Origin of the sequence: Pseudodesulfovibrio indicus (assembly GCF_001563225.1) — a bacterium.
GTDB lineage: Bacteria > Desulfobacterota > Desulfovibrionia > Desulfovibrionales > Desulfovibrionaceae > Pseudodesulfovibrio > Pseudodesulfovibrio indicus.
Map to the genome: position 1 here is coordinate 413,821 of NZ_CP014206.1, position 22,351 is coordinate 436,171.

Annotated in this window: 17 protein-coding genes; 9 read left to right on the plus strand and 8 right to left on the minus strand. The window is 63.3% G+C overall.

The window, feature by feature from the left end; translation table 11 throughout:
- Window positions 1–73: 73 nt before the first annotated feature.
- Genes AWY79_RS02010 through AWY79_RS02020 form a run of 3 tightly spaced genes read left to right on the plus strand, consistent with a single transcriptional unit; the run spans window position 74 to window position 1,929 of the window.
- Window positions 74–355 (plus strand): hypothetical protein, encoded by a 282-nt coding sequence (locus AWY79_RS02010; protein ID WP_066799622.1) that lies wholly within the window; start codon window positions 74–76, stop codon window positions 353–355.
- 16 nt (window positions 356–371) lie between these two features.
- Window positions 372–1,217, plus strand: coding sequence for a deoxyribonuclease IV (locus AWY79_RS02015; protein WP_066799624.1), 846 nt, complete (start codon window positions 372–374; stop codon window positions 1,215–1,217).
- A 43-nt stretch (window positions 1,218–1,260) separates the two neighbouring features.
- Window positions 1,261–1,929 carry an HAD family hydrolase gene (locus tag AWY79_RS02020; protein WP_066799626.1) on the plus strand — a complete coding sequence of 223 codons (669 nt, stop codon included), beginning with the start codon at window positions 1,261–1,263 and terminating at the stop codon, window positions 1,927–1,929.
- Between the two features lie 39 nt (window positions 1,930–1,968).
- On the opposite strand, the gene rocD is transcribed toward AWY79_RS02020, so the two are convergent.
- Window positions 1,969–3,168, minus strand: a complete 1,200-nt coding sequence (rocD, locus tag AWY79_RS02025; protein ID WP_066799628.1) for an ornithine--oxo-acid transaminase — start codon at window positions 3,166–3,168, stop codon at window positions 1,969–1,971.
- Window positions 3,169–3,345: 177 nt separating this feature from the next.
- On the opposite strand from rocD, the gene AWY79_RS02030 reads away from it, so the two are divergent.
- Window positions 3,346–6,432, plus strand: a complete 3,087-nt coding sequence (locus AWY79_RS02030; protein ID WP_066799630.1) for a PAS domain-containing hybrid sensor histidine kinase/response regulator — start codon at window positions 3,346–3,348, stop codon at window positions 6,430–6,432.
- Here AWY79_RS02030 and selD read toward each other — a convergent pair.
- Window positions 6,429–7,478, minus strand: coding sequence for a selenide, water dikinase SelD (gene selD, locus AWY79_RS02035; RefSeq protein ID WP_078063572.1), 1,050 nt, complete (start codon window positions 7,476–7,478; stop codon window positions 6,429–6,431). The two genes, AWY79_RS02030 and selD, sit on opposite strands and share 4 nt — an antisense overlap.
- A gap of 2,735 nt (window positions 7,479–10,213) precedes the next feature.
- Between selD and AWY79_RS02040 the strand changes: the two genes are divergently transcribed.
- From AWY79_RS02040 to AWY79_RS02060, 5 genes are all read left to right on the plus strand, one after another.
- The gene (locus AWY79_RS02040; protein ID WP_066799633.1) at window positions 10,214–11,020 is read left to right on the plus strand and encodes a YkgJ family cysteine cluster protein; all 807 of its coding nucleotides are present in this window, start codon (window positions 10,214–10,216) and stop codon (window positions 11,018–11,020) included.
- Window positions 11,020–11,502, plus strand: coding sequence for a D-glycero-beta-D-manno-heptose 1-phosphate adenylyltransferase (gene rfaE2 / locus AWY79_RS02045; protein ID WP_066806920.1), 483 nt, complete (start codon window positions 11,020–11,022; stop codon window positions 11,500–11,502). Before AWY79_RS02040 ends, rfaE2 begins: the two co-directional genes overlap by 1 nt.
- A gap of 127 nt (window positions 11,503–11,629) precedes the next feature.
- Window positions 11,630–12,346 (plus strand): class I SAM-dependent methyltransferase, encoded by a 717-nt coding sequence (locus AWY79_RS02050; RefSeq protein WP_066799635.1) that lies wholly within the window; start codon window positions 11,630–11,632, stop codon window positions 12,344–12,346.
- 1 nt (window position 12,347) lies between these two features.
- Window positions 12,348–13,583 carry a glycosyltransferase family 2 protein gene (locus AWY79_RS02055; RefSeq protein WP_066799637.1) on the plus strand — a complete coding sequence of 412 codons (1,236 nt, stop codon included), beginning with the start codon at window positions 12,348–12,350 and terminating at the stop codon, window positions 13,581–13,583.
- Window positions 13,584–14,504: 921 nt separating this feature from the next.
- Window positions 14,505–15,200: a hypothetical protein gene (locus AWY79_RS02060; RefSeq protein WP_066799639.1), complete on the plus strand. Its 696-nt coding sequence runs from the start codon at window positions 14,505–14,507 to the stop codon at window positions 15,198–15,200.
- A 150-nt stretch (window positions 15,201–15,350) separates the two neighbouring features.
- Here AWY79_RS02060 and AWY79_RS02065 read toward each other — a convergent pair whose 3' ends face one another.
- From AWY79_RS02065 to AWY79_RS02090, 6 genes are all read right to left on the minus strand, one after another.
- Window positions 15,351–16,001 carry a GntR family transcriptional regulator gene (locus AWY79_RS02065; RefSeq protein ID WP_158509831.1) on the minus strand — a complete coding sequence of 217 codons (651 nt, stop codon included), beginning with the start codon at window positions 15,999–16,001 and terminating at the stop codon, window positions 15,351–15,353.
- 313 nt (window positions 16,002–16,314) lie between these two features.
- The gene (locus tag AWY79_RS02070; RefSeq protein ID WP_066799643.1) at window positions 16,315–17,586 is read right to left on the minus strand and encodes a TRAP transporter large permease; all 1,272 of its coding nucleotides are present in this window, start codon (window positions 17,584–17,586) and stop codon (window positions 16,315–16,317) included.
- Window positions 17,579–17,953, minus strand: a complete 375-nt coding sequence (locus AWY79_RS02075; protein ID WP_078063575.1) for a TRAP transporter small permease — start codon at window positions 17,951–17,953, stop codon at window positions 17,579–17,581. Before AWY79_RS02075 ends, AWY79_RS02070 begins: the two co-directional genes overlap by 8 nt.
- Before the next feature lie 177 nt (window positions 17,954–18,130).
- Complete coding sequence (locus AWY79_RS02080; RefSeq protein ID WP_158509832.1) at window positions 18,131–19,081, minus strand: TRAP transporter substrate-binding protein; 951 nt, start codon at window positions 19,079–19,081, stop codon at window positions 18,131–18,133.
- 99 nt (window positions 19,082–19,180) lie between these two features.
- On the minus strand, window positions 19,181–20,104 hold the full coding sequence (locus tag AWY79_RS02085; RefSeq protein WP_066799649.1) for a ketopantoate reductase family protein: 924 nt from the start codon (window positions 20,102–20,104) through the stop codon (window positions 19,181–19,183).
- A gap of 143 nt (window positions 20,105–20,247) precedes the next feature.
- Window positions 20,248–22,350, minus strand: coding sequence for an acetate--CoA ligase family protein (locus AWY79_RS02090; protein WP_066799651.1), 2,103 nt, complete (start codon window positions 22,348–22,350; stop codon window positions 20,248–20,250).
- Window position 22,351: the final 1 nt, after the last annotated feature.

Genomic DNA, 22,351 nt, shown 5'->3' on the forward strand with positions numbered 1-22,351 from the left:
CGCCCATCATCATATGTATGGGTAAGCCCCGGCCGCAGGAGCCTGCGGACATCACATACATCAGGAGCGCATCATGGCATCCACCGTGGACGAAATCACCATCAACTATTCCGAGGACAACCAGCTCATCGTCAAGGAGCTGGACAAGGTCGTGCTTTCCAAGGGCGCCTGGACCACCATCGTGTTCCGCTACCAGGAGCTGAACCGCGCCAAGGGCGAATACGGCCCGGACAAATATACCATCCGCCGCTACCAGAAAGTGGACGGCACCTACCGCCCCAAGTCCAAGTTCAACATTTCCTCCCAGGCCCAGGCCCAGAAGATCGTCGAGGCCCTGAGCGGCTGGATCGACTAGGGGACGCGCCCGGCTCATGTTCCTGGGTTCGCACATGTCCATTGCCGGAGGCCTGCACATGGCCTTCGAGCGCATCCGGCGGGTGGGGGGCACGGCCCTGCAGATCTTCACCCGCAACCAGCGCCAGTGGAAGGTCCCGGAGCTGACCGATTACGACGCCGAGCTCTTCGCCATGGCCTGGGAACAATGGGGCGATTACCCCATTGCCGCCCACGACTCCTACCTGATCAACCTCGCCTCGGACAAACCCGACCTCCTGAGCCGCTCGCTCCTCGCCTTTGCCGAGGAGTTGCGGCGCATCGAAAAGCTCTCCGTGCCCTACCTCGTGACCCACCCCGGCTCGCATCTGGGCGCGGGCGCGGAAGAGGGAATCAGGCGCTACGCCGCCAACCTGGACCGGGCCATCGAGGACTCCGGCACCGCCGGGGCCATGGTCCTGCTGGAGACCACGGCGGGCCAGGGGACCAACCTCGGTTCCACCTTCGAGGAGCTGGCGGCGATCATCGATGCCTCGGCCCACCCGGACCGGCTCGGCGTGTGCTACGACACCTGCCACACCTTTGCCGCGGGCTACGACATCCGCACCCCGGAAGCCTACGCTGCCACCTTCGACGCCTTTGACCGGATCATCGGGATCGACCGCCTCAAATTCTTCCACCTCAACGACACCAAGAACGAATTCGGCTCCCACAAGGACCGCCACGAGCACATCGGCCGGGGAGAGATCGGCGAGGCGGGCTTCGCCAACATCGTGCGCGACCCCAGGTTCCGGGACATCCCCATGACCCTGGAGACCCCCAAGGACGACGATCTCCAGGACGACGTCCGCAACCTGACCCTGTTGCGCAGCCTGGCGAAATAGTATTTCATACCCCGAACCCGAACCGCCGCCCCCCGGAGGCCACTTGCGCAAGCTCGACGCGATCATTTTCGATTTTGACGGGACCCTGGCCGACGTGCCCCTGGATTTCGACTTCATGAAGACCAAGATCGCCGCCCTGGGCGAGGTGTTCATGGACGAGCGCCCGGTGCCGGACGGGACCCCGGCCCTGGAGTGGCTGGAGCGGCTGGCCGCCGAGGTCATGGAGCGCGACCGCGCCGAGGGCATGGAATTTTTGTCGCGCGGGCGGCTGGTCATCGCGGCCATGGAGCTGGACGCGGCCCGCGACGGCTGCCTGTTCGAGTTCACCCGGCCCATGCTCGACGAGCTGGCCGGGCTGGGCGTGGCCGCCGGTGTCATCACCCGGAACATCTCCGCAGCCGTCCGGCGCGTGTTCCCGGATATCGACGAGCACCTCAAGGTGTTCATCCCCCGCGAGGACACCAATCGGCTCAAGCCGGACCCCGACCATCTGCTCCGAGCCCTTGCGCGCATCGGGGTCTCCCCGGACCGCGCCCTCATGGTCGGCGACCACCCCATGGACGTGCAGACCGGCAAGAACGCCGGGACCCTGTCCGCCGGGGTGACCACTGGGCGCATCGACGCCGACGGCTTCGCCCCGCTGTCGCCGGACTTCGTGGCCACCGACGCCGGCGCACTGGTCTCGGAACTCAGGCGCGCCGGGCTCATCTAGCCGTCCGGCCACCGCCGCCCCGCCGCCGGGCGGGACGCCCTACTCGCTCAGCACCGGCGCGATCCGCTCCAGCGCCCAGTCCACGTCCGCCTTGGTGACCACCAGGGGCGGAGCGAAGCGGATGATGGTCTGGTGCGTCTCCTTGCAGAGCAGCCCGGCCTCCTTGAGCCGTTCGCAATACTGTCGCGCGCCGCCCGCCTCGGGGTGGAACTCGACCCCGATGAGCAGGCCGCGTCCGCGCACTTCCCTGATCTTGGGATTCTCGATCTTGCGCAGCCCCTTCAGGAAATAGTCGCCCATCCTCTGGGCGTTGCCGATGAGGTCCTCCTCCACGAGCACCTTGAGCGCGGCGCGGGCCACGGCGCAGGCCAGCGGGTTGCCGCCGAAGGTGGAGCCGTGTTCGCCCGGCTTGAGCACGCCCAGGACCTCGGTGTTGGAAAGCACGGCGGACACGGGATAGAAGCCGCCGGACAGCGCCTTGCCGATGAGCGTCAGGTCCGCCTCCACGCCCTCGTGTTCCTCGGCCAGGAGCTTGCCGGTCCGCCCCAGGCCGGTCTGGATCTCGTCGAAGATGAGGACGATGCCCGCCTCCGAGCAGATGCGCCGGATGTCCTTCAGGTAGCCGTCGGGCGGGATGATGACCCCGGCCTCGCCCTGGATGGGCTCCACCAGGAAGGCCACGGTGTTCTCGGTAACGGCGTCCTCGAGGGCCTGCGCGTCGCCGAAGTCGATGACCTTGAAGCCGGGAGTGAACGGGCCGAACCCGGTGGTGGAGACCGGGTCGGTGGAGAACGAGACGATGGTGATGGTCCGGCCGTGGAAGTTGTTGCGGCAGACGATGATCTCGGCCTTGTCCTCGGGGACGCCCTTGACCTGGTAGCCCCACTTGCGCACGGCCTTGATGGCGGTCTCCACGGCTTCGGCCCCGGAGTTCATGGGCAGGACCTTGTGGGAGTTGGTCAGGTCGCAGAGCTCCTTGTACAGCAACCCGAGCTGGTCGTTGCGGAAGGCGCGGGAGGTCAGGGTCAGCTTTTCGGCCTGGTCCGTGAGGGCGCGTTTGATCTTGGGATGGCAATGGCCCTGGTTCACGGCGGAGTAGGCGGACAGGCAGTCCATGTACCGGTTGCCGTCCACGTCCCAGACCCAGATGCCCTGGCCGCGTTCGAGGACCACGTCGAGCGGCTTGTAGTTGTGGGCACCGTATTCGTCTTCCAACAGGATGTATCTGTCTGATTTCATGCTCTTCCTCGCGGTTGCGGTTGCCGGGTGCGCCGTCCTGCGCAGGAGGGCGGGAGGGAAGGATACATGCCATCGCGCGCGGATTCAACCTGGGGTAGGTGAAACGGGGTGATTATAGTGGAAAAAGAGGATTGCATTGGTTACGCTGGCTTTAATTTCCCGTTGGACCAATGAATCATGACAGCAAACAGCACCGAAAAACCGGACAAATGCGCCGACGCCTCCGAACCGGAGAGGTTGGACATAGACCCAGTCTGCCTGGAGGGCATCTACAATGCCCTGGGGGACGGCGTGGTCAACACCGACCACCGGGGCTACATCCTGCAGACCAATCCCGCGTTCTGCGCCCTGATCGGGCGGGAGCGGGAAGAGGTCGTCGGCAGGACGGTGCTGGACTTCACCCCCGAGGAAGACCGCAGCGAAGAACGCAGCAAGCTCCTGACGATAATCAATTCCGGCGAGAGCGCGAAAGAGTTCGAGAAGCGGCTGGTGAGCGCCGACGGCCGCGTGCTCTGGGTCAAGGTCAACGTCTGGGCGTACCGGCCCTCCCTGGATGCCCACCTCCGGCTGTGGGGCGTGTTCCGCGACATCACCGGGCAACGCACGGCCGAGTCCCTGGCCCGCAGCCATCTCGACAAATACCGGTTCCTGGCCGAAAACGCGGCGGACATCATCTGGACCGCGGACATCGACGGCCGCTATACCTACGTCAGCCCGTCCGTGAAGCGCATCCGGGGGTACACCCCCGAAGAGGTCGTGGGCAGGAACGCCTCGGACATGCTGGAGGCGACATCCCTGGCCGAATTCCGCGAAGCCTGGGCAAAGGCGCGGGTGCCTGCAAACGGCAAAGCCCCCGACGCCTCGGTGCGCATGGAGATCCGGCTCAAGGTCAAGGGCGGCGGCTTCATCTGGGCCGAGACCATGGTCAGGGCGCTCGTGGACGACGACGGCAACCAAGTGGGCTACCTGGGCTCCACCCGCGACATCACCGAGCGCAAACGCATCGAGGAGCGGCTGCGGACCAGCGAGCAATCCCTGCGGGCCACGCTCAACGCCACCAACGACTCCGTGGCCCTGTTCAAACCCGACGGCAAGGTGCTGGCCATGAACGAGAACATGGCCAAGTTCATCGACCTGCCCAAGGAGCTGACCAAGGGAAGGAACGTCTTCGAGTTCATCCCCGACTCCCTCAAGGAAACCGTGCGCAAGGTCTTCCGCGAGGCCCTGGAAACCCGTCGGCCGGTGACCGAACAGGTGGTCTGGTCCGGCAAGATTTTGAACGGCGCGATCTATCCGGTGATGGACGGCGACGAGCCCACCGCCATCGCGGTCTACGGCCGGGACGTGACCGAGGAACGGTTCGCCGAGGAAGCGCGCAAGAAAACCCAGGAGCAGTACCGGCTGATCGTCGAGACCGCCAACGAGGGCATCCTCGGCCTGGACGCGGACGAGCGCATCACCTACGCCAACAAGATCGTGGCGAATTTCTTCGGCTGTCCGGTGGAGGAGATCATCGGACGCGAACTGAACGACTTCATCGACCAGGCCGACCTCGAGGGAGCCCCCGCAGGCAGCCATCGGATCGACAAACGCGAGCGGTACGAACGGCGTTTCCTGCGCCGGGACGGCGGCGAGGCGTGGGGGCTGATCTCGGCCACCCCGCTCATGGCCGAGGACGGCCGTCTGCTGGGCGCCTTCGCCATGATCGCGGACATCACCGAGGTCAAGCAGGCCCACCAGCGGCTGCTGACCATCCTGGACGGCATCAGCGCGGACATCTACGTCACGGATTTCGAGACCAACGAGATCCTGTTCATGAACGCGCACATGCAAGACCGATACTGCGACTCCAAGGTCGGCATGGCCTGCCACAAGTCGATCCGGGGACTGGACCGCCGGTGCCCCAACTGCCCCAAGCCCCGGCTGGTAGACGACGACGGCCACCCGGTGGGGACCGTGATCTCCGAGCGCTACTACGAGTCGCACAAGCGCTGGCACCTGAACCACGACCGGGCCATCTACTGGCTCCAGGGCAAACTCGTGCACATGCACATGGCCGCCGACATCACCGAGCTCAAGGTCCTGACCGCCGAGTTGGAGCAGGCCAAGGTCAAGGCCGAGGCCGCGAGCCTGGCCAAGAACGAATTCCTGGCCAACATGAGCCACGAGATCCGGACCCCCCTCAACGGGCTGCTCGGCATGCTCCAGTTGCTCCAGCTCACGGAACTCCTGCCGCTGCAGCGCGATTACCTGGAGACCGCCCTCAACTCCGGGCGCAGCCTGCTCCAGGTGCTCAACGATATCCTCGACCTCTCCAAGGTGGAGTCGGGCAAGCTGGAGCTGGATGAGATTCCCTTCGAACTGGGCGAGGTCCTGGACAACGTGGTCTCCACCTTCCGCTATCCGGTGGAGGAACGCGGCATCCGGATGGGCTGGGAGATCGATGAATCCCTGCCCCGCTATTTCACGGCCGACAAGGGACGGCTGCGCCAGATCCTGTTCAACCTCGTGGGCAACGCCGTCAAGTTCACCGAGTCCGGGTCCATCGAGGTCCGCGCCTACCCGCTGACCTCGCCCTCCGGCTCGGGCAAGCCCCGGCTGCTCTTCGAGGTGGAGGACACCGGCATCGGCATCCCGGACGACAAGATCGAGTCCATCTTCGACCCCTTCACCCAGGTGGACGGCTCGTCCACCCGCAAGTACCAGGGCACGGGCCTGGGACTGGGCATCGTCCGCAGGCTGGTCCGGCTCATGGGCGGCTCCATAGCCGTGGACACCAGGGAGGGCGAAGGCACGACCATCTTCTTCACCATCGAGGCCCGCCACGCCGAACCGCCCGCGACGATCGCCGACCCGCACGGCCACCAGGCGGGATTCAGGGGGTTGGACATCCTCGTGGCCGAGGACGAGCGGGTCAACCGCGTGGTCATCCAGCGCATCCTCGAAAAACTCGGCCACCGCGTGGAGTGCGTGGAAAGCGGCGAGGCCGCCATCATGCTGCTCCGCGAAAAGCGCTTCGACCTGTTCCTGTCCGACATCCAGATGCCGGGGCTGGACGGGGTGGCCACCACCAAGGTCATCCGCGAGGAGCTCAAGCTCGACATCCCGGTCATCGCCCTGACGGCCCACGCCATGAAGGGCGACCGCGACCGGTTCCTGGAAGCGGGCATGAGCGGCTACGTGGCCAAACCCTTCGAAATGGGCCAGCTCAAGGAAGAGATCGAGCGGGTGGGGAAAGCCGCCGGACGCACCGACGAACCCTAGACGATGATCAGCGGCGGGGTCCCGGCCTCGCCGGGCAACGCCCTGCCGACCACGGCACCGGTCGCGCCCCCTTCCCCGAGCAGGGCCAGGGCGCGCTCCAGGTCTTTCTCCGGCACGGCCAGCAACAGGCCGCCCGAGGTCTGGGCATCGAACATCATGTCCCGGAGAATGGGGTCCAGCCCCTCGGCCACGCTGACCTTGGGCAGGTAGTGGTTGCGGTTGCAGATGGACCCGGCGGGCATCATGCCCATGGCCGCCATGTCGAATGCGCCGGGCAGCAGCGGCACGTCCGCCGCGTGCAACTCGAGCCGCACCCGGCTCGCCTCGGCCAGCTCGATCATGTGGCCGCCCAGGCCGAACCCGGTGATGTCCGTGGCTCCGGTCAGCCCGAGTTCGCGGATCACCGCGCCGCCCGCCTTGTTCAACTGCCCGCAGGTCTCGAACAACAACTCCTCCATGGCCTCGCAGCCGGGCATCTCGCCCTTGACCGCCGTGGCCAGCACGCCGGTGCCGATCCCCTTGGTCAGGACCAGCACGTCGCCGACCCGCACGCCCCGGTTGGAGGCGAACCGGTCGGGGTCCACCACGCCGGACACGGCCAGCCCGTACTTGATCTCGTCGTCCTCCACGCTGTGGCCCCCGCTCGGCACCGCGCCCGCCTCGTTCATGGCGTCGTTGCCGCCGCGCAGGATCTCGGCCAGCACGGACATGGGCAGTTTCTTGGCCGGGAAGCAGACGATGTTCATGGCCGCCCAGGGTTCGCCGCCCATGGCGTAGACGTCGGACAGGGAGTTGGCCGCCGCGATGCGGCCGAAACGGTAGGGATCGTTGACCACCGGGGTGAAGAAGTCCACGGTCTGGACCAGGGCCTTGCCCGCGGGAAAGGACAATATGGCGGCGTCCTCGTTGTCGCCGGGGCCACCGGCGAGGACGCGGTTGTCAGGGAGGGTCGAAAGGCCCGAAAGTGCGGTCTCCAGGTCCCCTGGAGCGATTTTGGCCGCTCAGCCGGCGGCTTTGACCATCTGGACGAGTTTGAGTTTTTCCATTTGGGCTCCTTGAGGGTGGGTTTATCAGAGTGAGGGGGGAAGGGGAAGAGGAAGGGGACGGTGGGTGTCGTCCCCTTCCTCTTTTGGTTGCGGGGGAAGATGAGGATGAGAGGGGGAGAGGGGGAGAGAGGAGAAGAAAGAGCCGTCGCTGGCGCTCCTCCATGTTTTTTTGGAGCCCTCCCGGCGGGGTTCTTTCTTTTCCGGGCGAAAAGAAAGAACCAAAGAAACGCCGGGGGGGGGGGACATCCCCGCCCGGAGTTTGGCCGCTGAGAATCCGATCCGCTCGGGGCGGCTCCATCTGATCAAAAGTAAAGTGCGAGTCTCCACGGGAACGCCCCTTTTATGGAATACCGAGGTGTCACGAAAGCGGAGCCGCCGCCCCTTCGCGGTCGGCTTCTAGGCGTCCAGAACAGGGCTCGCTCCCTGCCGCTTGACGGTACGAAGGGCGAAGGAAGAGGGGCCTTCGGACGGGACTTCGGGGTAGGAGAGCCACTGTTTGAGGCTGCGCCTCAAAGGTGTTCCATGGGAGGGCCGTTGGGCGGAGCGGCGGGGTATGAAAGCCGCTGTTGGGGCAGCGCCCCAAGGCGCTCCGGGGGTGCTAAGGGTCGAGGTTTAGAGGTGACGGCTGTTTGAGGCTGCGCCTCAAAAGCGCGAGAGAGGGTGGTTTGGAATTGAATCGGCCAGGGCGTGTTCCACCTCTTTCGCCGTCCCTCTCGTGCGCGGAGATCATTGCCGCGCTCCTCCCTCTTCCTCCCACAACCCCAAAAAGCTTCCGCACTCAATCCCGCCAAACCCTCAGCCTCCCCGCAACCCGCCTCTTCCACACGCCCTCCCACGCTCGGACAATCCCGGCCCGGAGAGCGGTCATTCGGAAACCGGGGCCTAGAGCCTGTTTCAAGCGCCGAAGCGGAGCCCGACTGAGTCTGCCTCGGCAGACATGCCGTCTGGGCAGCGAAAGGCGCTTACAGGCTCTTGGCCACTGTTTCCGCGCAGCCGCACCGCAGCGCACTTTTTGCTTACTTTTTGGGGCGCAAGCCAAAAAGTAAGGCGCTGTAAAAGCGCAAAACGGTCTCTCGCACCAAAAAAAACTTCAGACGCGGACGCGCGGACGCCTTTACCGCGCTCCTCCCTCTTCCGCCATCCCTCCACACTCGGACAATCCCGGCCCGGAGAGCGGTCATTCGGAAACCGGGGCCTAGAGCCTGTTTCAAGCGCCGAAGCACAGCCCGACTGAGTCTGCCCCGGCAGACATGCCGTCAGGGCAGCGAAAGGCGCTTACAGGCTCTTGGCCACTGTTTCCGCGCAGCCGCACCGCAAGCGCACTTTTTGCTTACTTTTTGGGGCGCAAGCCAAAAAAGTAAGGCGCTGTAAGAGCGCAAAACGACTCATCGCGACAGGGGTACATAAGACGCGGACGCGCGGACAAACCTCCCGCGCTCCTCCCTCTTCCTCCCACAATCCCAAAAGGCTTCCGTACACACTTCCGCCAAGTCCCCAACCTCCCCGCAACCCGCCTCTTCCACACGCCCTTCCACGCTCGGACGGTCCTCGTCCGAAGAGCGGTCATTCGGAAACCGTGGCCTAGAGCCTGTCTCAAGCGCCGAAGCGCAGCCCGACTGAGTCTGCCTCGGCAGACATGCCGTCAGGGCAGCGAGAGGCGCTTACAGGCTCTTGGCCCCGGTTTCCGCGCCGCTGCACCGCGAGCGCACTTTTTGCTTACTTTTTGGGGCGCCAGCCAAAAAGTAAGGCGCTGTAAAAGCGCAAAACGACTCCTCGCGACAGAGGTACATCAGACGCGAACGCGCGGCCCAAACCCACCGCGCTCCTCCCTCTTCCTCTCATCCATAAAAAGAAATCCGTACACTCTCCCGCCAAATCCACAACCTCCCCGCAACCCGCCTCTTCCTCCATCCCACCCACGCTCGGACAATCCCGGCCCGGAGAGCGGTCATTCGGAAACCGAGGCCTAGAGCCTGTTTCAAGCGCCGAAGCACAGCCCGACTGAGTCTGCCCCGGCAGACATGCCGTCAGGGCAGCGAAAGGCGCTTACAGGCTCTTGGCCACTGTTTCCGCGCCGCCGCACCGCAGCGCACTTTTTGCTTACTTTTTGGGGCGCAAGCCAAAAAGTAAGGCGCTGTAAGAGCGCAAAACGGTCTCCCGCAACAGGGGTACATCAGACGCGGACGCGCGGCCCAAACCCACCGCGCTCCTTCCCTCTTCCTCTTATCCATAAAAAGAAATCCGCACTCACTCCCACCAAACCCACCACGCTCCTCCCTCTTGTGCCTTACCACCCACGCTCGGACAATCCCGGTCCGAAGAGCGGTCATTCGGAAACCGGGGCCTAGAGCCTGTTTCAAGCGCCGAAGCGGAGTCCGACTGAGTCTGCCTCGGCAGACATGCCGTCAGGGCAGCGGGAGGCGCTTACAGGCTCTTGGCCACTGTTTCCGCGCAGCCGCACCGCAGCGCACTTTTTGCTTACTTTTTGGGGCGCCAGCCAAAAAGTAAGGCGCTGTAAGAGCGCAAAACGGTCTCCCGCAACAGATAAAACCCCAGACGCGGACGCGCGGACAACACCCCCGCGCTCCTCCCTCTTCCTCTCATCAAAGCAAAGGCAAACCACCCCTGCCGCCGGCAGGGGCCAACTTTGCCTTTCCTCCCTTCTAGTGCTAGGAGAACTCACGCCCGGCGGTGCCGGGCGGCAAAAAACGGGGCTCCCCGCCCGGAGAATCATAATGCAACAAGACGAAACCAAGGAATTCCTCGACTCCCTTCCGGAACTGGAAGAGGGCAAGACATACTGTTTCAAATGCTACCCCGGCATCAAGTGCTTCAACGCCTGCTGCTCGGACCTGGACATGGTCCTGACCCCCTACGACGTGCTGCGCATGCGCGCGGCGCTGGACATGAACTCCATTGATTTCCTGCGCGTCCACGCCACCGGCATGCACGCCCCGGACACCAACTTCCCGGTGTTCAAGTTCAAGATGCTCGACAACGCTGCCCGGACCTGCGCCTTCGTCACCGAGGAAGGCTGCCGCATCTACGCGGACCGGCCCGGCGCGTGCCGCATGTATCCCCTGGGCCGCGCCACCCGGCCCGACGGCAAGGGCGGGGTGCGGGAACAATTCTTCATCGTCCGCGAGGACCACTGCATGGGGTTCCTTGAAAAAGACGAATGGACCGGCGAATCCTGGAAGCAGGACCAGGGGTTCAAGGACTACACCGCGTTCAACGACCGGTACATGAACATCCTGTCGCGCACCCGGCAGCTCGGCCGCCCCATCTCCGACAAGCTCGCTCAGATGGCCATTCTCGCCTTTTACCAAATCGACCGGTTCCAGGAGTTCATCCAGACCATGCAGCTCTTCGAGCGCGTGGACGTGGACGAGAAACGCCAGAAGGCGATCCTCGAAAACGAAAACGTGGCCCTGTCCTTCGCCATGGACTGGTTCGAGCTGGTGCTCTTCCAGGACACCTCCAAGCTCAAGCCCAAGAACGTCCCCCTGCGCCGCAAGGGAACCCGCCCGGGAGAAGAATGATGGCCCTGCCCGACAATCCCAAGCTGATGTCCATCCGCACCTTCCTCAAGCGGAAGGGACAGTTCGCGCCCGGCCACAAGCTGGTCTTCACCAACGGCTGCTTCGACGTCCTGCACCCCGGCCACGTGGATCTGCTGACCCGCGCCCGGGCGCTCGGCGACTCGCTGATCCTCGGCCTGAACTCCGACGAGTCCGTGAAGATGCTCGGCAAAGGCGACGACCGGCCCCTGAACAGCGCCGAGGAGCGCGCCTTTGTCCTGGCCGGGCTCACCTGCGTGGACCACATCGTCATCTTCCACGAATCCACCCCGCTGGAGCTGATCAAGGCCTGCCGCCCGCAGGTCCTGGTCAAGGGCGGAGACTGGCCCGTGGACCAGATCGTGGGCGCGGACGTGGTCGCAAAGTCCGGCGGCGAGGTCCGGAGCCTCCCCCTGCTCGAGGGCTACTCCACCACCGCCTTCCTCGAAAAGGTCCGGGGCTAGCCCCTTCCGGCGGGTACCGCCCGTCCCCGCGCCCCTTTCGCCCCTCTTTCCCGGCCCCCCTATTTACAGGAGGGGCCAGGATGGTCATACTTTCAGGAAAGGGACTTTGACCAAAAGGAAGCGCGCGATGGTTTGGGATCCGGACAGATACGAGGCATGGTTCGACACCCCGGAGGGGCAGTACGCCCTGGACCGCGAGGTGCAGCTGTTGCAGGACGTGCTGGCCGGATGGCCCCGGCGCAAGCACAAGCTGCTCGAAATCGGCTGCGGCACCGGCCTGTTCCTGGACCACCTCTACCAGATGGGGCTGGACGTCACCGGCATCGACAACTCGCCGGAGATGATCATGGCCGCGCGCAAGCGGTTCGGCAACCGCGCCGAGCTGCACCTGGCCCACGGCGAACACATGGGGTTCTCGGACAACGAGTTCGACTACGCCCTGCTGTGGTCCGTGCTCGAATTCTCGGACGAGCCAGAGGCCATGCTTGCCGAGGCCGCCCGGGTGGCCGAAAAGGGCGTGCTCATCGGGTTCCTGAACAAGAATTCCCTCTACTACTCCCTCAACGTGCGCAAGTCCGGCTCGACCCTGGCCAAGGCGCATTGGTTCACCTGGTGCGAAATGCAGGACCTGGTCCACCGGGCCACCGGGTTCCGGCCCACCCTGGCCCGCTCGGTCCTGGCCGGGCCCATGAGCACCTGGAAGGACACCCGCGCCTGCAACCTGATCAACGCCCGCATCCTGCCCCCGGCCCTGGGCGCGTTCGTGGCCGCGCGCGTGGACTTCACCAACATGAAGCCGCTCACTCCGCTCTTCGCCTGGAAGTCCGAGCCGGAGATGGGCTGACGTGGCCGGGGCCGAATTCGACGTCGCCATCGTCATCCCGGCCTGGAACGGCTGGGAACTGACCGAGCCGTGCCTGCGCTCCATCGCCGCGCACACCCCCGGCGACCGGTACCAGGTCGTCCTGGCCGACAACGGCTCCACCGACCAAACCCCGACAGAAGGGGTCGCCCTGGGCGCGAACCTCTTCGCCAACCGCTTCGTCCACCACCGGCTGCCCGAAAACCTCGGCTTCGCCACGGCCTGCAACCAGGGGGCGGCGGCCGCCTCAGCCGCCCATCTCCTGTTCCTCAACAACGACACCGTGGTCACCGAAAACTGGCTCCCGCCGCTCCTCGACGGACTGCGCGCCGACCCGCGCCTGGCCGGAGTCGGCCCCCTGCTCCTCTTCCCGGACGACAACACCGTACGCGCGAACCGCGTCCAGCACCTCGGCATCGCCGCGTCCCAGAACCTGGAATTCCGCCATCTCTACGAGTATTTTCCGCGCACCCACCCCGCCGTGAACCGCCGCCGCAAGCTCGGCGTCATCACCGCCGCCGCCCTGCTCATGCCCGCCCGCCTCTTCCAGGCCGAAAACGGGTTCTTCGAGGGCTTTAGAAACGGCATGGAAGACGTGGACCTCTGCTGCCGCATCGCCGCGCGCGGCGGCCATTTCTCCGTGATCCCGGAAAGCGTGGTCCACCACCACACCCACGGCACCGAAGGCCGCTTCGCCCACGAATCCGAGAACCTCCGGCTCCTCCGCGCCCGCTGCCGCCGCCCGGTCGAAGATCTCTACGACCTGGTCCTCGAAGACGGATTCGAACCCGGCTTCACCCCCTGGCTCGACCTCGTCGTCAAACTGCCCGACCACCGCGCCGCAGAACTCGACCGGCGATATCAGGCCGATCCCGCCCCGGACCGTCTCGCCCTGCTTCTGGACCAGAACCCCCTCTGGGACCACGGCCACGAATTGCTCACCAACCACCTTTCCGAACGTGGAATGCACGCCGAAGCCGCAGCCGCGGCCTATTTCCGCTCCCTGCTCTGCCCCGGCATCCGGGCCTACGAACACTGCCTGCGCACCGCCCGCCAAGCCGGGTTCCAGGACATGGCCCGACGCTACTCCCAAACCCTCGCCAACCTCCGGGCCGCCCTCGCCGACCAGACCGCCCTCGCCGACAAGGCCCGGTCCCTGGCCGCCTCCGCCCGGCACCCCGCCCTGCGCGCCGCCCTAGAGGAGTGGCAGGCAGTCTAGCTAGGCTGGGCTGGGCATGCCTCCGGCGGCCCCTTCGGGGAGACCAGGGCGCTGCCCTGGACCCGCTCAAGGCCGAGGGCCTTAAGAATCCCATAGCTCGCTTCGCTCGGGTCCGTGCGGACCCCTTCCGGCGTACAGTTGGCGATTTCGGACGGGAAAAACGGGCGAAACGAAGTGCTGCTTCACCCTAAAACGCACGCCGCTTTTCCCGCCCCAAATCGCGGGTTGTTTTTCAAAAAGACAGGAAACAAAGGAAACCCTCCCATACCGGAAAGCCCTCGCGAAGCGACCCAAAAAGTTTTGAAAGGGAGAGGGGATGGGGGTCTGGGGGAAGGGGAGAGGGAAAACTTTTACAAAAGTTTCCCCTCTCCCCTTCCCCCAGCCGCCGGAGGCAGCTTCACAAAAAAGACCCCCTACGGGGAGGTCTGCCGCCGTCCGGTTCGGACGCGCCCGATGGCCGGAACCGCTTTCCCTTGACAACCATATTCGTTCAGTTTATTTTTTGCCGCGTTAGGATACGGAATACTGTACCTCAATGTGCAATGCCTTCGAAAGCCGCTGTGCGATACGATGGCTGAGACTTGGGCGAACGGAAAGCCTGTGGCCTTAATGGGGGATTTGTCTGCTATTTTTTGGGGTACCGTATACGCCATTACCGGTTTTGGTGTGGCAGCCCTCATTATCGGCGTTGTCGCAAGAGAGGGCCGTAAGCGGCTGAGAAAACGATCGAGAAACACTATCTCCATTTCCTGTTTGGCAGGCGATAATGGGCGGGCAATCCGACGCCGCTTCACCCGAATGCATCCGAGCCTGCCGAAACCAATCCCGGCCCCGCCGCCAACGCCGTGGCCGATCACAGCAGGAGATACGGTGCGCATGCCCAACGTTTTATTCTTTAACCCGACAATTCAGGAGGACATTTTGAAATACCTGGACGTTGTATTTGCCGCTCTGTTTTGCGCCCTCTGCGCGCTTGCCACGTTTCCCGTGACCGCACAGGCATTTAAAGCGTGGACGCTGGCCAATCCGCTTTTGTCCTCCTTCATCAAGTTCGCCCTGTTGGGTACGTTCGGCGAATGCCTCGCCTTGCGTCTGTATACGGGGAGGTACTGCGTTCCCGGCCTCGCGCCGAAGATGCTCATGTGGGGCGTCAACGGCGTCATCATCGCCATGGCGTTTGCCGTCTTCACCAACGGAACCGGGAACCTCATGCAGCTGCTCGGCATCCCCGGCTCTTCCGCGCCCGCCTCGCTGTTCGAAAGGTGTCTCTGGGCCTTCTCCGTCAGCGTGACGTTCAACCTCGTCTTCTCGCCCGTCTTCATGCTGTTCCACAAGCTGACGGACACGCACATCGTCCACACCGGGGGCAGGCTGGGCCGGTTCCTCTCGACCCCCCCGGCCCCGGCCCGATACTTCAGCGAAATCAACTGGGACATCATGTGGGGCTTCACCTTCAAGAAGGCCATCCCCTTCTTCCTGATCCCCGCCAATACCATAACGTTCATGCTCCCCCCCCACCTGCGCATCCTCAGCGCCGGCATCATCGGCATCGGCCTCGGGCTGATACTCGCCGCCGCGCTGCACAAGGCCAAACTGAGAAACGCGGTGACGGCGTAGCCGGAAAGCCCTCCCGCGTCCGGCGGGGCTTTATCGATAAAAAAACAACCGGGAACGACGATGGTCGTTCCCGGTTGTTTTTCATTGCCCCTGGAAGCTTGCCGGGGAATGCGCCTCAACGCCCGGCAGCGGCACGCCGAACAAGGGAGCCTAGTCCTGGCTTTCGCTCCCGGCTTTCGCAAGGCTCCGGGTGCACACTTCCTTGCAGACATAGTCGAGGTGCGCGTTCAAGCCCTTGATCATGCCTTGTTCATCCCTGTTCCCGTAGGCCTCGACAATGGCGATATGCCCGTCCAGAATCCCCTGGTAGGAGTCGAGAAAACCGACGCTCCGGCTGCGGTACCGGAGCATCAGGCGACGGAGCAACTGGCAGATGCTCAAGAGGTGGCGGCTGCCCGACGCCATGGCGAGAATCTCATGAAACTGTTCGTCGCAGCGAAGGAACTGGTCGGAATCTTCCTGTTTCATGGATTTTCGGGTGGCGACGATGTTCTTGCGAAACGCGGCGAGGGTTTCCTCCGAGTAATTCCTCACGGCCAGGGTGCACGCCAGACTCTCGTTGACCCGGCGTATCTCTATGACTTCGTCCAGTTCCTTCTCGTCAAGCTGAACGACCTTGTACCCGACTCTCGGGATGGACTCGATGAAGCCCTCCTGCTCCAGAAGGTGCAGCGCCTCCCTGACCGGCGTGCGGGAAACGCCGAGCTTCGCGGCGATCTGCGCCTCCACGATCCGGGTGTCCGGGGTAAAGCTTCTGGATAATATATTGTCCCGGAGGTAATTGAAGACTTGCTTCCGCAAGGGAAGCGGTTGCTCCAAAACAAATTCCTTACCTTCGTTCACAATAGACTCCTTCGCGTAAATTCGATTAACAGATTGTCGCTTGTCGTCATTAAATGGTGATCCTTCGAATTTGTAAAGGAGACAGCCGGCGCCGACCCGGCTCATCGAACGGAATATGGCGTGGGATTGGCATCCCACGCCATCGTAACGAATCAACAATCAATATTCAACATCTTCCATCGTGATCGGGGACACGAATTCCTTGGCAGGCAACGTCCTTTGGAGTTGCCAACACGGTCGATTTCCAAGAGATACAGGATATCCATCCTTGTTACCACAAGTCAACCATGAACATGACGCTCTGCGGGATATAGGTGATGATCGCCATGGCCACTATCAGCGCTCCGATAAAGGGAATGACCCGCCTGGAGAGTTCCTGGATACTCGTCTGACCGATGCTCGAAGTCGTGAACAGGCACACTCCGAAGGGCGGCGTCATCAGGCCGATGGCCGTGTTGGCGCTGATGATGATGCCGAAGTGGACCAGGTCGATGTTGAACTTCTGCAGGACCGGCAGGAGAATGGGCACGGTGATCAGCAGGATGGCGCTGGTCTCCATGAACGTGCCCGCCACCAGGAGCAGGAGGTTGATGATCATCAGGACCACGTATTTGTTCTCGGAGAAACTCAGGAACATCTCCATGACGGCCTGCGGGACCTGGTTGTAGGTGAGCAGGTAGGCGAAGCACAGAGCCATGGAAATGATCAGCATGATCTTGGACGTCATCTTGGCGGAATCGAGGAACACCCTGTAGAGGTCGGTCCACTTCAGTTCCCGGTAGGCGAAGAGGCCTATCAGCAGGGCGTAGACCACGGCCACGACCGCCGATTCCGTCGGGGTGAAGATGCCGCCGAACACGCCGCCGATGAGAATGACCGGGGTGCCCAGCGCCCAGCTGGCGTCCTTGAAGGCATGGAGGGCCTCCGACCAGGAGAAGGGATGGTCGTCGCCTTTGTATCCCTGCTTCTTGGAAATGGTCAGCACCACGACAACAAGGCACAGGCCCATGATCATTCCGGCGGGGATGCCCGCCTGGTACAGGTCCGTGACGGAACTGCTCGTCAGGACGGCGTAAATGATGAAGGAGATGCTGGGCGGGATGACCACGCCGATGGGGCTGGCGGAGGCGACCACCGCCGAGGCGAAGCCCCGGTCGTATCCGCGCTTGACCATGGAGGGGATCATAATCGCGCCCATGGCCGCGGCCGTTGCCACGCCGCTGCCGGAAATGGCGGCGAAGAAAACGCAGCCCATGATGGTGACGATGCCCAGGCCGCCCGAGACCCGGCCCACGAAAACGTTAGCCAGGGAAACGAGCCTCTTGGCCAGACCGCCGCTGTCCATGAGATTCCCGGCGAGAATGAAAAACGGAATGGCCATCAGCGGCAGCACGTCGACGCCGGCGAAGAATCGCTGCACGGCGATCTGTGAGGGCATCCCCTGGAGTATGATGACGAGGAGGGACGAAGCGCCGAGGCAGATGGCCACCGGCATCCCGAGGAGCAGCATCGCGAGGGTGGAGAGGAGGAGTATTTCAGTCATGGTCGCGTCCAAAATCCCGAATGAGGTTGGCGATCAGTTGCAGCACGATGAGCCAGGAGGCAATGGGAAAGAGCATGTACATGTACTTCATGGGAATCTGCATGTTCGGAGATTTTTGAAAACTGGCGAACGGCATTATCTTGATGCCGAGGTATCCGACCATGAGAAAGAAGACGATGCAGACCACCTTCTGCGCGATGTTCAGGGTGAACCGCCAGGCGTTCGGAAGCTTGTCCTCGATCGCCGTGACGCTGATCTGCGTCCCTTCGCGGAAGACGACGATCGCGCATATGTAGATGAGCCATACCATCATGTAGCGGGACAGCTCCTCGGCCCAGCTCAACCCATTGCCGAATAGGTAGCGCATGCAAATTTACGTGAAGAATACGACTGTCATCGACATGAGAAGCGCGACCGATACATATCGACACCCCCTGTCTATGAAGTCAGCCAGTTGCTGAATCATTTTCATTCCGGATCTCCTTTGGCGCAGCCGGGGGACAAGAGAATCCCCCGGCTGCAGGGTATGGGGTGGGGGAATTGATTATTCCGCAAGCGCCTTGATTTTGTTGAAGAAGTCTTCGGAATAATCCTTGGCGATTTTTTCCTGCACAGGCTTGATGACGGAGCGGAAGGCGTCGGCGTTCACATCGTTGACCAGCATCCCCTTGGCCACGAGCTTGTCCTCGACCTTCTTCACGTCGGCGCGGACGACGCCCATCATGCTTTCGGCGGTGTCCTTGGCGGCCTGGCGGATCAGGTCCTGGTCCTCCTTGGGATACCCGTCGAAGAGCATCTTGGAGCCGCAAAGGGAGGCGAACGCGAAGATGTGGCGCGTGTTGGACACGTACTTCTGCACTTCGTAGACGTGCTCGTCGTAGATCGTGATCATGGCGTTTTCCTGGCCGTCGATGGCGCCCTGCTGCAGGGCGGTGAACACCTCACCCCAGGACATGGCCTGCGGGGACGCGCCGAGCGCCTTGAAGGTGTCGACGAAGACCGGGCTTTCGATGACCCGGATCTTGAGGCCGTTCAGGTCGGAAGGCTCGACGATGGGGCGGGTGTTGTTGGTGACGTTCCGGAAACCACGGGGCAGCAGGCAGAAATTGTAGAACATGGCCTTTTCCGTGGAGCTCAGCAGGCTGTCATAGAAATCGGCATGCATCAGCTTGCCGACGTGGTCCCAGTCCCTGAACAGGTAGGGAACGTCCAGCACACCGATCTCCTTGGCGAAGTTCGTCTGCGGAGAGGTGGTGATCACGCCCAGGTCAAGGGTGCCGAACTGGAGGGCTTCCAGGATGTCTTTGTCGCGGCCCAGCTGTCCGGCGGGGTAGATTTCGATCTTCAGCCTGCCGTTGGAGCGGGTCTCCACCAACTCCTTGAACTTCAGGGCGCAGGACTGTTCAACCGAAACCAAGGGCATCATGTGCCCCAGTTTGAGGACCTTTTCCGCTGCCGCAGGCTGGATGGACGCGGCAAAAAAAGTCAGAGCCAACGCAAAAATCATTAACCGTCTCATCATCTTTCCCCTTTTATTTGTTGTGTTACCCGGGAGATCTAGGACCGCTCCCAATACATCATGTCGAACTACCCACTATTTCAAATACTCGTGTTGGATGGTGCGCACGAGATCCGCGAGGACCGCCGTGGTGGGCACGGCCATGCCAAGGGCTTCGGCCTCGGCCACGGCTCCGCCCGCGATGGTGTCGATTTCCGTTTCGCGCTTGGACAGGATGTCCTGGAGCATGGACGGCTTGTGGCTTCCATGCTCATCCAGGGCCTTGGCGACCATGGCCCAGTTTTCCTCCAGATCGACGGACAAACCCTTCCTTTGCGCCACCGAGACCACTTCCTCCACGACCTTGCGCGCAAGGCTGCGTCCGGTTTCGCACTGGCCGATTCCCCCGACGGGAAGCCCCGTGACCGCGCACAGGGTGTTCAGGGCCGAATTGAAGGCTACCTTGCCCCAGATCCGGCTCAGGATGTCTTCGCAGACGATCGTCTCCAGTCCCGCCCGGTTGAGCAGGTCCGCGACGATTTTCGCCCGTCCGGCCCCCTCGGGCAGGGCCGAACCGATGGTGGTCTTGCCCACGCCATGCGAATTGATCCTGCCCGGGCCGGCCAGGTCGCTCGGCATGGTCGTGACCCCGGCCACGATGTTGGCCATGGGCACGTGCTGTGCGATCTTCTCGATGTTGCCCAATCCGTTTTGCAATGTCAGCACCATGGAGTCGGGCCCGATGGCCGCCTTGGCGGTCTCCAGGGCGCTTGCCGTGTGCATGGACTTGGTGAAGACGATGACCAGGTCTGCGGCTTCCCGGGCCTCGGCGGGAAGAGTCGCTTTGATCGGGATCACGACTTCCCCGTCATCCGTGCCCATGGTCAGGCCGTGCCGGCTCAGTTGCTCCACATGCGCCGGCCACGCGTCCAGCAGAGTGACATCATTCTCCGGTTGCAACTGGAGCTTGCCGCCAAAGAGGCACCCCATGGCTCCGGAACCTATTACCGCGATTTTCATGATATTTCCTTGGCTATCCGTTAAACGGTTTGCTCTCTGTTTCCTTTTTGGGTCGGGTCCCGGCGCCTGCACGACGCCGGGACCCGGCTACTAAGGAGGTGAGGCTAAGTGTTTTCCTTGTCGTCACTCAAGCGGCATCTTGCCTAATTTCCGCAAGAAAGGATGATTCTTGCGTCGAGCACGGCCAAGCCCCGCTCGTAGATGCGCACGGGATTGAGGTCGATTTCGCTGATCTCCGGCTGCGTCGCCGCCATCCTGGACACCTTGACCAGAAGGTCGACGAGCGAACCGACGTCTCTTGCGGTTTCCCCGCGAACGCCGCCCAGCAGTTCAAAGGCTTTGGTTTCCTTGATCATGTCGAGCGCCACTTCCTCGTTGAACGGGGCCACGCGGAAACTGACGTCCTTGAACACCTCGACAAAGATGCCGCCCAGGCCGAACATGATCGTCGGCCCGAACTGCGGGTCGCGCACCATGCCGATGATGATCTCGGTTCCGGGCTCGGCCAGGGGGACGATCATGGCCCCGTGGATGTCTGCGCCAGGCACCCGGGACGCGACTTCGGACATCATGGCGTCGTAGGCGTCGGCCATTTCGGACCGGCTGCGGATGTTGACCTTGACCCCGCCCGCGTCGCTCTTGTGGATCACGTCGGGAGACACCACCTTGAGCACCACGGGCCCGCCGAACCTCTCGGCGGCGTCCTGGGCCTCCTCGCTGCTGGTGGCAAAGGCATGGTCCACGGTGGGGATGCCGTTGTCGGCGAGAAGCGAAACCGCCTCGGGTTCGAGCAGATTGCGCCCCTGGGCCACGGCTTTTTCCACCAGGTGGTGCCGCGGCGCGGGGGGCAGGTCTTCCAGGGGGTGTCCGTTTCGGAACGCCGCCCGATACAGGGTCTCCAGGGCCTTGACCGCCCTTTCCGGCGTGTCGAAGGTCATGATGCCGTTTTCTTCGAAGTGACGGCGGCCTTCGGCCATGCTTTCGCCGCGCATGAAGCACACGGCTACCGGCTTGTCGAACTCCTTGGCCACCGGCGAGATCCGTTCCGCGGTATCCTTGGCATCCCGGAAAATGGGCGGCAGTCCCATAAGCAGGACGGCGTCCACGCCGGGATCGGCCAACACCAGGCGAAGGGATTCGGCCTGCTGTTCGGGGCTGACCGCGGCGGTCATGTCGATGTAGCCGTCAGGCTTGCAGATCATGGCCATGGACGGCAGCGTTTCCTCCAGCTTGGCCAGGGTGTCCCCGGCGATGGAGGCCAGCACCAGGTCCGTCTTGTCGATGGTGTCCATGCTGACGATGCCCATGCCGCCGGCCTCGGTCAGCACGCAGACCCGGTTGCCCTTCGGCTTCGGGAGGCTGGCCACGGCCTTCATGCCGTCGGTCATGTCCTCGACCGTGTCCATGCGCACGATGCCGCACTGCTTGAAGGCCCCGTCGTAGACCTTGTCCGAACCGGCCAGGGAGCCGGTGTGCGACATGGCGGCGGCGGCGCCGAGAGAGGAACGCCCGACCTTCAGGATCAGGTTCGGCTTTTCCGAGGCGGCGGCGATTCTCATCAGTTCCCGGCCGTCCTTGACCGCTTCCATGTATGCGCCCGTGACGCTGACGGAGGGATCGTTGTTGAAGGCCTCGATGAGTTCCAGGTTGGAGACGTCGCACATGTTGCCGATGTGGCCGAACTTGGCGAAACCCTGGGGACAGGGCTGGTCTCCGGCGAACATGAGCAGCGCGCCGCCGAAGGCGCCGCTCTGGCTCACGTAGGCGGCGGAACCCTCGATGAGCTTGATGCCGGGCGCGAACCCGGTGTTCAGCTTGAGGGCCGGGTAGGCCATGCCGATGCAGTTGGGGCCGAACACGCGGATGCCCGCGCGCTTGGCGATCCTGACCAGCTCGGCCTCGGCCTCGACCAGCTCGGGAACGCCGGTCTCGGCGAATCCGGCGGACAGGACGACCGCGCCCTTGACGTCGCCGCGCTGCTCGGCCTGTTTCATGACGTTGATGACCACCTTGGCGGAGACCGCGACGACCATGACGTCCACGGCATCGGGAATGTCGAGGATCGAGGGGTAGCACTTGCGCCCCAGAATCTCCGGTTCCTTGGGATGCACGGGGTAAACCTTGCCCTCGTAGCCCTCGTCGAGCAGGAGCTTGAGCACCTGGTATCCCGCTTTGTTGGGGTCCTGGGACGCCCCGATGAGGGCGATCGAGCGGGCGTTGTATATTTCGTTCAACGTTGCGGCCATT